Below are 13,237 nucleotides of genomic sequence, written 5' to 3' on the forward strand. Positions count from 1 at the left end.
AACTCAGTGGTAGAGTGCAACCTTGCCAAGGTTGAAGTCGCGAGTTCAAATCTCGTTTCCCGCTCCAGATTTTTCGGCCGGTCCCTGACCGGCCTTTCCTTTCAGCCTGACCGCCACGCAAAAAATGCTTGCCTCATGCCGGTCTTCTGATTAGGACAGCCTCACTTCGAGCGCGGGAGTAACTCAGTGGTAGAGTGCAACCTTGCCAAGGTTGAAGTCGCGAGTTCAAATCTCGTTTCCCGCTCCACAAAAATCAAAAGACCGGTTTATCCGGTCTTTTTTTTTCGCCACGACAGATCATGCCCCGCAAGCCCTAAACTTTGCCGCTCCATCAGCTTCTCCGGGCAAGCGGCGATCCTGACGCCCTCAGCGCTTTCCACCAAAGAGCGAACCCAATACTCCGCGCAGTATCTCACGACCAAGCTGGGTCCCGATGGTCCGCACCGTGCTCTTGACCAGAGCCTCGGCCACGCCCTGCCTGCGACCCGAACCCGATAACCAGCCCCCATCCTTTCCTTCGGCCTTGGCCCGTGTCTTGACCTGCCGGGCCTCTTCCTCCCGGACCATGGATTCTCGCGCCCTGGTCTGTAAAAGCTCGAAAGCCGATTCCCGGTCCACGGCCGCATCGTAACGCCCTTTCAGCGGAGAACGGGACAGTATGGTGGTTCGCTCCTGGTCCGTCAGCGGGCCGATGCGCGAATAGGGCGGGCGGATCAGAATCCGCTCGACCATGCGCGGCCGGCCTTTTTCATCCAGGGCGGAGACCAGGGCCTCGCCCGTGCCGAGACTGACGATGGCCTCGGCGGTGTCAAAGGTGGGATTGGCCCGAAAGCTCTCGGCCACGGCCCGCACGGCCTTTTGCTCCCTTGGCGTGTAGGCTCGCAGGGCATGCTGGATCTTGAGCCCAAGCTGCCCCAGGATCTGATCCGGGACATCAGCCGGGCTCTGGGTGATGAAATAAATGCCCACGCCCTTGGAGCGGATCAGGCGGACAACCTGCTCGATCTTGTCCACCAGGGCCTTTGGCGCATTGTCGAAAAGCAGATGAGCCTCATCAAAGAAAAAGACCATGACGGGCCTGTCCGGATTGCCCACCTCTGGCAGCTGCTCGAAAAGCTCGGCCAGAAGCCAGAGCAGAAACGTGGCGTAGATCTTCGGCGAGCGGGACATGAGGCTTGAGGCGTCCAAAATGGAAATGACGCCGTTGCCCGAAAAATCGACATGCATGAGGTCACCAAGGTTCACTGCCGGTTCGCCGAAAAAGATGTCCCCGCCCTGCTCCTCCAGCACCAGCAACTGCCGCTGCAACGCGCCCACGCTGGCGGCGCTGATGTTGCCGTAAGTGCCGCGCAGCTCCGCCGCATTTTGCGCCATGAATTCCAGCATGGCCCGCAGGTCCTTTAAATCAAGGAGCAAAAGACCCTGCTCATCGGCAATGCGAAAGCAGGCGTACAGAATCCCGCCTTGCGTCTCGTTCACTCCCAGCAGCGAGGAGAGAAGCAGCGGCCCCATCTCGGAAATGGTGCTGCGCAGGGGATGCCCGCTTTGGCCAAAAACATCCCAGAAAACAACGGGACAGCCCTGAAAGGAAAAATCTTGCGCGGGCATGACGGCCAGGCGCTCGTCAATCTTGGGATGAGGCGTGCCCGGCGTCGCGATGCCTGACAGATCGCCCTTGATGTCGGCCGCAAAGACCGGAACCCCCATCCGCGCATAACTCTCCGCCAGCACCTGCAGCGTGACGGTCTTGCCCGTGCCGGTGGCCCCCGTCACCAGACCGTGACGGTTGCCCATGACTCCAAGCTGATACAAACCCTGCCCGCCCGCACCGCCAAGCAAAAAATCGTCTGCGCTCATGGACCCTCCTTGAAGAGTGCACCGCCGTGTGTTGACTCTCCACACACATATCAAGACAGGTTCAAAAAACAAAGGCCATTGACTTGCTCCAAAAGCCTCGTCACAACAACCCTCGAAACGTTGTTCATCCCGCGCAGGCAACGCTTCGCGCGCGATGACCCTTGAAACCAACCCCAACCCGTCGCAATTCGGACCAATATGATCAAGATACATCCCTGCCCCAAGGGCTACGTCACGGACCTGGACAAGACCTGCACACCCGAAGAAACCGTCACTCGGGCACGGGCAGCCCTGGCGAACTCCGGTAAACGCATCCTGGCCCAGACCCGGCGCATCGACACCGGCCGTCTCGGCATCCCGGTCTACATGTCTATCTGCGGCGAGGACGCCCGGGGCATCATGCCCACCCGCAAACAGATGGGCAAAGGCGCTTCCGCCCCCCAGGCCGAAGCCTCGGCGCTGATGGAGCTGGTGGAGAGGTTCAGCTATTTTTCCTACTGGGACAATCCCGAAAACTTTCAGTCCATGACCTGGTCGCAGGCACGAGAAACTTTTGGCGACAGGCTCCTGCCCATCTCCTACATGCTCCAGTCCGTGACGGACGGAGTCTGCGAAGACGATGCGGCGCGCATCCTGGACCTTTTGCCCTGGCGTTTCGCGCCGGTCACGGACATCGGCGGAGGACAGGAGTTCATGGCCCCGCTGGACTGGTTCAAGAAACTCAACGAATTCAATGGCTCCTCCGCAGGCAACACCCTGGAGGAGTCCATGCTGCAGGGCGGATGCGAACTGGTCGAGCGCCATGTCTGCGCCGTCGTCGACCGCACCCGGCAGGAAACGCCAAGCATCGATCCTGCCTCCTTCACCGACCCGGTCCTGATCGAATTGCACGAAAAATTCATCGCCAACGGCCTGAAAGTCTTTCTCAAGGATTTCAGCCTGGGCCTGCCCGTGCCCACGGTGGCGGCCCTGGTCATGGACCCCGCCACCTTCCCGCACAAAAGCGAGATCGTCTTCACGGCAGGCACGGCCTCATCTCCCGAAAAGGCGGCCATCCGCGCCCTGACGGAAATCGCCCAGCTCGGCGGGGATTTCGAGACCTGCAGCAATTACGAAGCCTCGGGCCTGCCCAAGTTCATTCATCCGGATCAGTGCGCGTGGCTGACTTCCGGCGCGGTGGTCTCCATCCACTCCCTGCCTTCAAACACCAACGCCGATATCGCAACGGAGCTCGAAATCTTCTGTGCGCGGCTCAAGGACCAGGACTTCACCTTTTTCTCCGTGGACACCACGGTCAAAGAGCTTGGCATCCCCGCCAACTACAACTTCGTGCCCGGATTTCTGTTCCGGGAGCGCACGCCCATGGCCTCCCTGGGCCTTTTCGTGGGCCGCGTGCTGGCCGAGGACATGGACCCCGAGCAGGCCGAAGCCGGGCTTGACGTGCTGGAAGAAATCCACCCCGAGGCCCATTACCTACCGTTTTTCAGGGGCCTCGTGGCCCTGCGCCAGGGCGATATCGACCAGGCCGCGTCCTGGTTCGCCCGGGCCGAGCACCTCCAGCCTGAAGCCGACGACCGGGGCCTGGCCGCGTTCTATCAGGCCTACGCGCTTTCCCAGCAGGGACAGTGGTCCGGCACGATCCCCCATCTGGACCGTGCCGTGGAGTACTGCCCCGAGGTCAAGGAGTACTTCAACCTGCGCGGGGTGGCCTATTTCAAGCAGCAGGAATTCGCCGGAGCGGCGGCCAACTTCGAGCTAGCCCTCGCTCTTGACAGCGGATCAGCCATGGACCTGGCCAATCTGGGTCTGTGTCATAAGTTCATGAACAACGCGGACAAGGCCCGGGAACTCCTGACCGAAGCGCTGGCTCTCGATCCAGGTCTGGAATTCGCCCGCACCCATTTGAACGAACTGTAGCGCCCGAAGGAGAAAAACATGGATATCAGCAAGAAAATCGCCGAACTCAAGACCGAACCCGGATTCGGGGAAAACGTGGGCATGATCCTGGTGCACAACGGCGTGGTCCGCGCCTGGTCGCGCAAGGACAAATCCAAGGTCGGCCGGGTCAAGATCGAAGTCGATCAGGACAAGGTCGAGGCCATCCGCGCCGAATTCGAAGCCCGTCCCGGCATCTTCAGGGTCGTGGCCGAAGCCAGGAGCGGTGAATACGTGCCCGGCGACGACCTGCTTTTTCTGATCGTGGCCGGCGACATCCGCGAAAACGTCAAACCGGCCCTGAGCGATCTTCTGGACCGCATCAAGTCCGAAGCCGTGAGCAAGCAGGAACTTGCCCAGTAAAATGGAGAATCCCCAAACCATGAAGCGTCAATCTCTTTTCGCGTTGATCATTCCGATCATTCTTGGCGCCTTCCTTGTCGCGTCCACGGCCGCCACGGCGGCCACGGACGCGCCAATTCCCACCGGCGGCACAACCTTCGACTACGCTTGGCTCAAAGGCCGCGCCCGGGCCCTGGCCGCCACGCCCCATGTCAGCCACGAAGGGGAGTTGCCCAAGGTTCTGCAGAACCTGACCTGGGACGACTACATGCAGCTCTCCTTTGATTCGGAGCATGCGCTGTGGCAAGGCGAGAGCTCTCTTTTTCGCGCCGAACTCTTCCACCTCGGCCTGTACTTCAAGACCCCCATCACCATCTATGAGTTACAGGACGGCAAGGTCAAAGAGATCGACTACACCCCGGACCTCTTCAAATACGGGAAATCCGGGATCAAGGGCAAGGACCTGCCAAAAGACCTCGGCTTCGCCGGTTTCCGCTTCCGCTTTCACACCGACTGGAACCGCGATCTGGTGGCCTTCCTGGGTGCGAGCTACTTTCGCGCCGTGGGCGGCGAGATGCAGTACGGCCTGTCCGCCCGTGGCCTGGCCGTGGACACTGCCTTGCCCAGAAACGAGGAGTTTCCGCTCTTCACGCATTTCTGGCTGGAAAAACCCCGCCCTGGAAGCGACACCGCCACCGTCTACGCCCTGCTCGATTCACCCAGCGTCACCGGCGCCTACCGTTTCGACATCCGCCCCGGGCAGACCCTCGGCATGAAAGTGGACGCCGCCCTCTACCCGCGCAAGCCCATCGAGCGTCTGGGCGTGGCACCCCTGACCAGCATGTTCCTGACCGGAGAGAACGATCGCCGCATGGGCTACGACTGGCGGCAGGAGATCCACGACTCCGACGGATTGGCCATCCATACCGGCAACGGCGAATGGATCTGGCGCCCCCTTGAGAATCCTCCATTCCTGCGCTTCAACGCCTTCATGGATCGGAACCCGCGCGGCTTTGGCCTGTTCCAGCGTGATCAGAATTTCGATCACTACCAGGACGACGGCGTGTTCTACGACAAGCGCCCAAGCGTCTGGGTGGAGCCGGTGGGAGACTGGGGCGAGGGCTCGGTGCAGCTGGTCGAGATCTCCCATGTGGACGAAACATTCGACAACATCGTGGCCTTCTGGAACCCCGCCGCTCCGGTGGAGGCAGGACAGGAGCTGCTCTTCAGCTACAACATCTACTGGGGCACGCAGCCGCCCATGCCGGGCCAGCTGGCCCATGTCGTGGACACCTTCACGGGTCTTGGCGGAGTGGTCGGCCAGAAACGCGTCTATTACAGCAAACGCTTCGCCGTGGACTTCACCGGCGGCGATCTGGCCATGATCGCCAAGGACAAGAAGATAACGCCGGTCCTTGAGACTTCGGCCGGCCGCATCGAACTGACCTCGGTCCGTCCGCAGCACGCCATAAACGGCTTTCGCTGCATGTTCGACGTGGTCCCGCCCGACGAGAGCCAAAACCCCATCAACCTGCGCCTGCACCTCGAAGCCGACGGCCGGCGCATCAGCGAAACCTGGGTCTACCAGATGACGCCCCCGCCCATGCAGGAGCGTACGCTCTATAATCCCTGACCTGCGGGCCTGTACCGAAAAACGAGCATGAAAAAAGGGCTTTGGCACACGCCGAAGCCCTTTTTCGCGGTCAGGCCGTCAGTCTGGTCAAAGGCCGCGCAAGACCTCCGCGGTCAACTCCCGCACCCGCACCGCTTCCTCATCCTTGCCGTGCTTGATGCAGCCTTGGGCATAAAGCCGCACCCTCTCCCGCAGCGCCGCCACGACCATGACCCGCTGCTCGTCGCCAAGCGCCATGCTCCGCAACAGATCGACCATGGCGTAGATGCGGTACAGGTCAAGGCCGATGATGCGCCGCGAGAGCTGGTCCGCGTGCCCCCCGGTCTTGACCGTCAGCGCCTCGGGCACCAGCCCCACCGGATGGCGCGTCCCGACGCGCAGCCACAGGCTGTAGTCCTCGCAGGCGGGCAGGCGTTCGTCGAAGGGCCCGAGCTCCCTCCACAATTCGCGGGTGAACATGACGCAGGACGGACTGATCAGGCACAATTCCAGGGAGCGTTCAAGAAACCAACCGGCGGGCTTGGCATGCTTGAAACGGGGATTGACCCTTTGCCCGTTCCTGATCCAGATTTCGTCCGTCTGGCAGATCGCAAACCCGCTCTCGGCCATGAAGCGGACCTGTTTTTCGAGCTTGTCCGGCATCCAGTAGTCGTCGGAATCCAAAAGCGCGACATATCTGCCACCGCTGGCCGCGATGCCCAGGTTGCGGGCCGCGCTGACCCCTTTATTTTCCTGATGCATTCCCGTAAGCCGGGGATCGTCGAATTCGGCCAACACCGAAGCCGTCGCGTCGGAGGAGCCGTCATCGACGACAAAAAGCTCAAGATCGGTCCAGGTCTGCCCCAGCACGGAGGCAACGGCCCGGCCCAGAACATCCGCCCGATCGTGGGTGGGAATAATCACGGAAACACATGTCATGAGAAGCATCCAGGTCGTCAATGTACGGTGGTTCAACGCCACAGCCTGGTACGGAATGTACTTGAGCCGCCTCCTGCGTGAAAGCGGCCATGAGGTCCTGGTCCTGGGGCTGCCGGGCACCCTGTCCGCCCGCAAGGGAGAGGAATGGGGGCTGCCCATGCGGCTTCTGGACCTGAACACGGCCACGCCCTGGGGCATAGCCTCGCTGCATGGCAAACTCAAGCGACTGGTGCGCGAATTCAGACCCGACGTGGTCAACTGCCACCGGGGAGAGAGCTACCTGCTGTGGGGTCTCATCAAGAAAGAGCTGGGGGGATTCCGACTGATCCGCACGCGCGGAGACCAGCGCCTGCCCAAGGCGAACCTGGTCAACCGCTGGCTGCACAATGACGTCAGTGACGCGGTCATCACCACCAACTCGCCCATGACCCGCCATTTCAGGGATGTCTTTAAGGTGCCAAAAAACAAGCTGCACCAGATCCTCGGCGGTGTGGACACGGATACGTTTCACCCCGACCCTGCCGCCCGCACCCGCATCAGGGCCGAGCTGGGATACGGCGACGGCAATTTCGTGGTCGGTCTCCTGGGCCGCTTCGACCGGGTCAAGGGTCAGCACGAGCTGATCCGGGCCGTGGCGCGGCTGCACGCGCAGGGGATGAAGAACATCCGCCTCCTTTTGCTCGGCTTTGACTCGGCCACGCCGGAATCCACGGTGCGCGGCTGGATCACGGAGCACGGCATCGACTCCATCACCGCCATCACGGGCAAGCGCCCCGATATCGCCGCCTGTCTGAACGTTCTCGATCTTGGCGTGGTCGCATCGCTCTGGTCCGAGACCATCGCCCGGGCGGCCCTTGAGATCATGGCCACGGGCGTGCCGCTGATCAGCACCGATGTCGGCGTCATGCCCGATCTGCTGGAACCTGGAGCTCTCTTTGCCGCCGGGGACGTGGACGGCCTGGAACAGGGCATCCGCGCCGTGGCCACGGAGCCGGGCCTGGCCGAATCCCTGCTGGAAGTGCAAGGCAGGCGCATGGCCGATCTTTCAGGGCGCGACTTTCTGACCCAGACCCTGGCGGTCTACGAGGATGCGCCATGAAACGCGTCGCGCTCATGCTCCCGAAACTGAGCCGGTACGGCGGGGCCGAGCAGTTCGGATTCCGCCTGGCCGAATATCTGGCCACCCAGTGTGCGGCGGAATTCGAGGTGACCTTCATCTGCGCCAAGCAGGACGGCCCTGCGCCAAGCGGCGTGCGGGTGATCCGGGTCGGCCGTCCGATACCGGGCAAGCTCGGCAAGGTCCTCTGGTTCGCACTGGCTGCCGAGGTCGCACGTCGCAGGGGAAAATTCGACGTGAGCGTGGGGCTCGGGAACACCGTCTTCCAGGACATCGCGCGCCTTTCGGGCGGGCCGACCAGACTTTTCTGGGACTACTCCATCCGCGCCTATGCCCCGGGCCGGGAGCGCATCCTGAAGACCCTCGCCAGGCAGCTCTCGCCGGGCAAGCAGCTCGGCCGGCTCATCGAAAGGTTGTGCGCGCGGCACACCCCCGTGCTGGTGGCCAACTCCGAATTCGTGCGCGACCTGACCGTGCAGGCCTATGGCGGCCTACGCCCCGAAAACATCCGCCTCATCTACAACAAACCGGATCTTGGCCGCTTCTTGCCCGGTGACCCGCCCCTCAGGCCGGAGCTGCGCCGACGTTTCGGCCTGCCGGAACAGGCGGACCTGATCGTCACCGCGGGCACCAATTTCCGTTTGAAAGGCATCCATGTCCTGGTCAGGGCCCTGGCCCAGCTGCCGGCATCGTTCCACGTGGCCGTGGCCGGCGGACGCGGCAGCCGGGACCTGACCGCCCTGGCCGAGACGCTCGGGGTACGGGCGCGCGTCCATTTTCTGGGCCGGGTGGACGACATGCCCGCCCTTTATCAGTCCGGGGACATTTTCGTGCTGGACACCTTCTATGACGCCTGCGCCAACGCCGTGCTCGAAGCCCTGGCCTGCGGCCTGCCGACCATATCCACGGCCTGCAACGGCAGCTCCGTTTTTTTGCGCCCCGAAGCGGTCCTTGGCGACCCCGCCGACGCCTCGGGACTGGCCCAGCGCATCAAGGCCCTGATCCACAAGGGCTCCACCGCGCGCACCGACTATGCGCCGCGAAGCGGCCTTGAGCCCTACGCCGACCTTATCCGGGAATTTTCATGACCAATCTTGCCACCTTCGAGCCCAGACGCATCCTTGTCTGCCAACTGCGCCAGATCGGCGACGTGCTGCTGACCACCCCGTCCATCAGACTTCTGAAGGAACGATATCCAGACGCAACCATCGACGTCTTCACCGAAAAAAAATGCACGCCGGTGCTCGAAAACAATCCGCACCTGCACAAAGTATGGGCGCTGAACAAAAAGGAGCTGCCAAACTTCCTGGCCGAACTCAAATTCTATGCCCGCATAGCCCGCGAGAATTACGATCTGGTCGTGGATTTCCAGCAATTGCCGCGCTGCCGCTTCGTGACCCTCATGAGCCGCGCCAAGGTCCGGCTGTCCTACCCGCCGCCCTGGTACAACCGGTTGCTCTACACCCATTGGGCCAAACCCGTGCCCGCCTATTCCGGCAGCTACCGGGCCAGCATCCTCGCTCCGCTCGGCATCACCTGGAGCGGACAGGCCCCGGAAATCTTCCTGACCGAAGCGGAGACCGCCTGGGCCAGGGAATATCTGGCCGCCCACGGACTCACGCCCGGGGCGTACATCACCCTGGACCCGACCCATCGCCGCACAACCCGCCTCTGGCCGTCCCGTCATTACGGAGCCATGATCGGCCAGGTTCATGCCGCGCGGCCCGACATTCGATTTCTCATCCTCTACGGCCCGGGCGAGGCGGACATGGCCCGCGAGGTGCTGGACAACTGCCCCGCGCCCGAAGCCTGCGTCTTTCCTGACACGGTCATCGGCCTGCGTCAGATGGCCGCGGTGCAATCCCTGGCGCGCCTGCACGTCGGCAACTGTTCCGGGCCGCGCCATTTCGCAGTGGCCGTAAGCACCCCGACGCTGACCATCCTCGGCGCGACCAGCGGCGGCTGGCGCTTCCCGTCCGATCAGCACGAGGACATCTTCGAGGACCTGCCCTGCCGCCCCTGCAACCAGAACACCTGCTCCCGCAAGGATCACGCCTGTCTGGAAACCCTGTCCCCGGAGCGGGTCGCACGACGCATCCTTGGCATCCTCGGTTCACGATAATCTTCGCCTTTAAAACAGGCACACTCTTCATTGTTGCCATGTCCCGAGGTTTGGCCTTACAATCAGATTTCGAAGAACCATGGATCAACCGCGCCGTCCTCCGCGGCGCGTCAACAAGGAGCTCTCCCATGAAAAGACTGATTTTTGCGATTCTGCTCGGCCTTCTGTGTACCGGAACGGCCATGGCCGACGGGCTGGACATCTTCCTGGAAGAACTCGACGCCGAGGCCACGCGCTCGCGCAGCTCGTTCGTAAGCAACCTCAGTGCCCGTTACGGGGTTCCGACACGCGAAGTGGAGGATCTGGCACGCATGACCAAAAGGCCCGCCGACATCTTCATGATCTTCGAACTGGCGCGCATGACAGGCCTCACCAGGGAACGGGTGAGAAACACCTATGAGAAGAACGAGGGAAAAGGATGGGGAGTCATGGCCCAGGAAATGGGCATCAAGCCCGGCTCGAAGGAATTTCATGCCCTGAAAAACGGCGAGCTCGATTATTGGGGCTCAAGATCCAAAAAGGGCAAGGGGTACGATGACGACTCGATGAATCCGGGTAAGGGAAAGGGCAAAGGTAATAGTAAAGGCAAAGGATACGATGACGATCTTTTGCCCGAAGATGATCGCGGTTCAAAGGGAGAGGGAAAAGGCAAGAAGAAGTAGACCATCCCTGCCAGCAACGGTTTCAAGGGCGACTTCGGTCGCCTTTTTTTGCGCCCCCGCCTTACCCAGCACATCAGATGCTCATCCGGATACCAGGGGGAGTCTCTTAGAGATAAATCAAGATTCAAGATCTGGCCCCACTCCCCGCGCTGCAACATGCATATAAGCTAAAATTGAGCCACCTTGCCGCATCGTATCATTGCTGTTATAGTTCGTGCGTTCAAAAGCAAATTTTCAAAAAAATCGCCAAATTCTCCGTACATGGCGAGGGAAGTGCCGAGTGCCTGCCCCCATGTTCTATCTGAATTTCAACCGACACATCCTTCAAAACTTCCATTTGGTTCGAATTCATGGTGTGTCACAAGAAGATATTCCAGGATGAAAGACATGAAACACGAGAAAAACCAAGGACGTGGCGATATGCATGGGCAGCCTGAAAACGGCCATGCCTCTCACCATGAACACATGCTCCGGGATTTTCAGCGCAGGTTCCTTGTCTCCCTTGTGTTGACGCTGCCCATCATATGGTTGTCGCCCATGCTGCGCGGACTGTTCGGGCTGGGTGAACCGGACGTCCCCGGACGGATGCTGATTCTTTTCGTTTTTTCCACGGGAATCTTTTTCTATGGCGGCTGGCCTTTCCTGAAGGGCCTGGTCGAAGAACTCTCCGAAAAACGACCGGGAATGATGACGTTGATCGCCTTGGCGATCAGCGTGGCTTACGTGTACTCCAGCCTCGTAGCCTTCGGATTGCCCGGCAAGGTCTTCTTTTGGGAGCTTGCCAGCCTTATCGACATCATGCTGCTCGGGCACTGGATTGAAATGCGCTCCATCACGAACGCATCCGGAGCGATGGAGGAGCTTGCCAAGCTCATCCCCGGCGAAGCCCACAGAATCAACGAAGACGGCTCGATTGAAGACATAAAGGTCGATCAGCTCCAGCCCGGCGACAAAATCCGCGTCAAACCCGGAGAAAAAATCCCGGCTGACGGCAAGATCGAGGAAGGCTCCTCAAGCGTCAACGAAGCCATGCTCACCGGAGAATCCAATCCCGTCGAAAAAGGCCCTGGAGACGAGGTCATCGGTGGCGCTGTCAATGGTGACGGCTCGTTGACCGTTCAGGTGGGCAAGACCGGTGAGAACTCGTTCGTCAGCCAGGTCATGGCCCTGGTGAAAGAGGCGCAGGAAAGCAAATCCAAGGCCCAGGGGGTGGCGGACAAAGCCGCGGCATGGCTTACCTACATTGCCCTCGGCGCGGGTCTTCTGACCATGCTGTTCTGGCTGTTTGTCTACAGTCGGGAGTTTGTCTTCTCATTGGAGAGGACGGTGACGGTCATGATCATAACCTGTCCCCACGCACTGGGTCTGGCCATACCGCTGGTCGTGGCCACAACCACGGCAATAGCCGCCAGAAATGGCTTTTTCATCCGGAACAGGACTCCTTTCGAACAGGCGAGAAAACTGCAGGCGGTTCTTTTCGACAAGACGGGCACGCTGACGAAAGGCGAATTCGCCGTGAGCGACATCGTCCTTTTTTCTCAAGATGTTGACAGGGACAGTCTCCTGAACAAGGCCGCAGCCGTGGAGGCCCATTCAGAGCACCCCATTGCGCGCGCTGTTTCCGGGGCGGCGGAAAACCCGGAACAAGCCGATGACTTCAGGAACATCCCGGGCAAAGGCGCGCAGGCGACAATCGACGGTGTGAACATAAAGGTCGTCAGTCGCAAGTACGTTGAAGAAAATGGGCTTAAATACGATTCTTCAGCCGTCGAGAGCATTTCCAGCCAGGGAAAGACTCTGGTTTTCGTTCTTGCGGACGACAGACCCATGGGATGCATCGCATTGGACGATGTCGTTCGCGAGGAATCCAAGGAAGCCATCTCCCAACTCCGAAGCATGGGACTGCGGGTCATGATGATCACCGGCGACAACCAGACCGTGGCGGACAGGGTCGCCAAAGAGCTTGGGATCACCGAGTACTTTGCGGAGGTGCTCCCCGACAAAAAAGCGGACAAAGTGCGGGAGGTGCAGCAAAGAGGAATGATGTGCGCCATGACAGGCGATGGAGTGAACGATGCCCCCGCGCTGGCGCAGGCGGATGTCGGCATAGCCATCGGCGCCGGGGCGGATGTCGCCCAGGAGACTGCGGACATCGTACTGGTCAAGTCCAACCCCATGGATGTCGTCAAGGTCATTGCCCTCTCCAGAGCCATGCACAGGAAAACCATCCAGAACCTTTTCTGGGCGACAGGCTACAACACGTTCGCCATCCCGCTGGCTGCGGGCGTCCTCTACAAGTGGGGTTTCTTGCTCAGCCCGGCCGCAGGGGCGATACTCATGTCGCTGTCCACCGTAATCGTCGCCATCAATGCCAAATTGATGAAATTGCCTGATGGCGCCTGATGATCATGCAGCAGGAATGCTGTTTTGATATGCGTTATCGACCGATCGTCACTTCGAGAACCGGAGAACGATCGTTTTGCTACGGTCTGATTGAGAAAATCGATGAAAATCATCATTTTTCCGCGCGCGACCGAGACGGCAATCAATCGGACGCATCGAAGGAATATCTGGAAACACAACTGCGATGAGATGCATCCTCCGCTTGAAATCCGCCGCAACGGCGCCGGAGGCGGCTCCTCTCGTGAAAG

General features: G+C 60.7%; 11 protein-coding genes and 1 tRNA gene. 10 read left to right on the plus strand and 2 right to left on the minus strand.

The features are described from left to right. The first annotated feature begins 172 nt into the window (after positions 1–172). Positions 173–247, plus strand: a tRNA-Gly gene (locus tag H4684_RS17585). Between the two features lie 119 nt (positions 248–366). On the opposite strand, the gene H4684_RS17590 is transcribed toward H4684_RS17585, so the two are convergent. After that, a complete protein-coding gene (locus tag H4684_RS17590) occupies positions 367–1,857 on the minus strand; it encodes a helicase HerA-like domain-containing protein (RefSeq protein ID WP_192624740.1) in 1,491 nt (496 codons plus the stop codon). A 198-nt stretch (positions 1,858–2,055) separates the two neighbouring features. Between H4684_RS17590 and H4684_RS17595 the strand changes: the two genes are divergently transcribed. Genes H4684_RS17595 through H4684_RS17605 form a run of 3 tightly spaced genes read left to right on the plus strand, consistent with a single transcriptional unit; the run spans position 2,056 to position 5,767 of the window. Next, positions 2,056–3,774, plus strand: coding sequence for a YcaO-like family protein (locus tag H4684_RS17595; RefSeq protein WP_092193490.1), 1,719 nt, complete (start codon positions 2,056–2,058; stop codon positions 3,772–3,774). 18 nt (positions 3,775–3,792) lie between these two features. Next, on the plus strand, positions 3,793–4,155 hold the full coding sequence (locus H4684_RS17600) for a molybdenum cofactor biosynthesis protein MoaE (protein ID WP_092193491.1): 363 nt from the start codon (positions 3,793–3,795) through the stop codon (positions 4,153–4,155). 19 nt (positions 4,156–4,174) lie between these two features. Then, positions 4,175–5,767: a glucan biosynthesis protein D gene (locus H4684_RS17605; protein ID WP_192624741.1), complete on the plus strand. Its 1,593-nt coding sequence runs from the start codon at positions 4,175–4,177 to the stop codon at positions 5,765–5,767. A gap of 87 nt (positions 5,768–5,854) precedes the next feature. On the opposite strand, the gene H4684_RS17610 is transcribed toward H4684_RS17605, so the two are convergent. Then, positions 5,855–6,685: a glycosyltransferase family 2 protein gene (locus tag H4684_RS17610; RefSeq protein WP_192624742.1), complete on the minus strand. Its 831-nt coding sequence runs from the start codon at positions 6,683–6,685 to the stop codon at positions 5,855–5,857. Here H4684_RS17610 and H4684_RS17615 point away from each other — a divergent pair. The 6 genes from H4684_RS17615 to H4684_RS17640 all read left to right on the plus strand — a co-directional run bounded on the left by H4684_RS17615 (position 6,684) and on the right by H4684_RS17640 (position 13,177). Then, complete coding sequence (locus H4684_RS17615) at positions 6,684–7,784, plus strand: glycosyltransferase (protein ID WP_192624743.1); 1,101 nt, start codon at positions 6,684–6,686, stop codon at positions 7,782–7,784. The genes H4684_RS17610 and H4684_RS17615 overlap by 2 nt on opposite strands. Further along, entirely contained in the window at positions 7,781–8,890 is a 1,110-nt protein-coding gene (locus H4684_RS17620; protein WP_192624744.1) for a glycosyltransferase family 4 protein, read from the plus strand. Before H4684_RS17615 ends, H4684_RS17620 begins: the two co-directional genes overlap by 4 nt. Continuing rightward, positions 8,887–9,924, plus strand: coding sequence for a glycosyltransferase family 9 protein (locus H4684_RS17625; RefSeq protein WP_192624745.1), 1,038 nt, complete (start codon positions 8,887–8,889; stop codon positions 9,922–9,924). Before H4684_RS17620 ends, H4684_RS17625 begins: the two co-directional genes overlap by 4 nt. 128 nt (positions 9,925–10,052) lie before the next feature. Beyond that, a complete protein-coding gene (locus tag H4684_RS17630; protein WP_192624746.1) occupies positions 10,053–10,586 on the plus strand; it encodes a hypothetical protein in 534 nt (177 codons plus the stop codon). A 387-nt stretch (positions 10,587–10,973) separates the two neighbouring features. Next, positions 10,974–12,989: a copper-translocating P-type ATPase gene (locus H4684_RS17635; RefSeq protein ID WP_225940533.1), complete on the plus strand. Its 2,016-nt coding sequence runs from the start codon at positions 10,974–10,976 to the stop codon at positions 12,987–12,989. Then, the gene (locus H4684_RS17640) at positions 12,989–13,177 is read left to right on the plus strand and encodes a hypothetical protein (RefSeq protein ID WP_192624747.1); all 189 of its coding nucleotides are present in this window, start codon (positions 12,989–12,991) and stop codon (positions 13,175–13,177) included. Before H4684_RS17635 ends, H4684_RS17640 begins: the two co-directional genes overlap by 1 nt. The last annotated feature ends 60 nt before the right edge of the window (positions 13,178–13,237 follow it).

It is taken from the genome of Desulfomicrobium macestii (assembly GCF_014873765.1).
Lineage (GTDB): Bacteria > Desulfobacterota > Desulfovibrionia > Desulfovibrionales > Desulfomicrobiaceae > Desulfomicrobium > Desulfomicrobium macestii.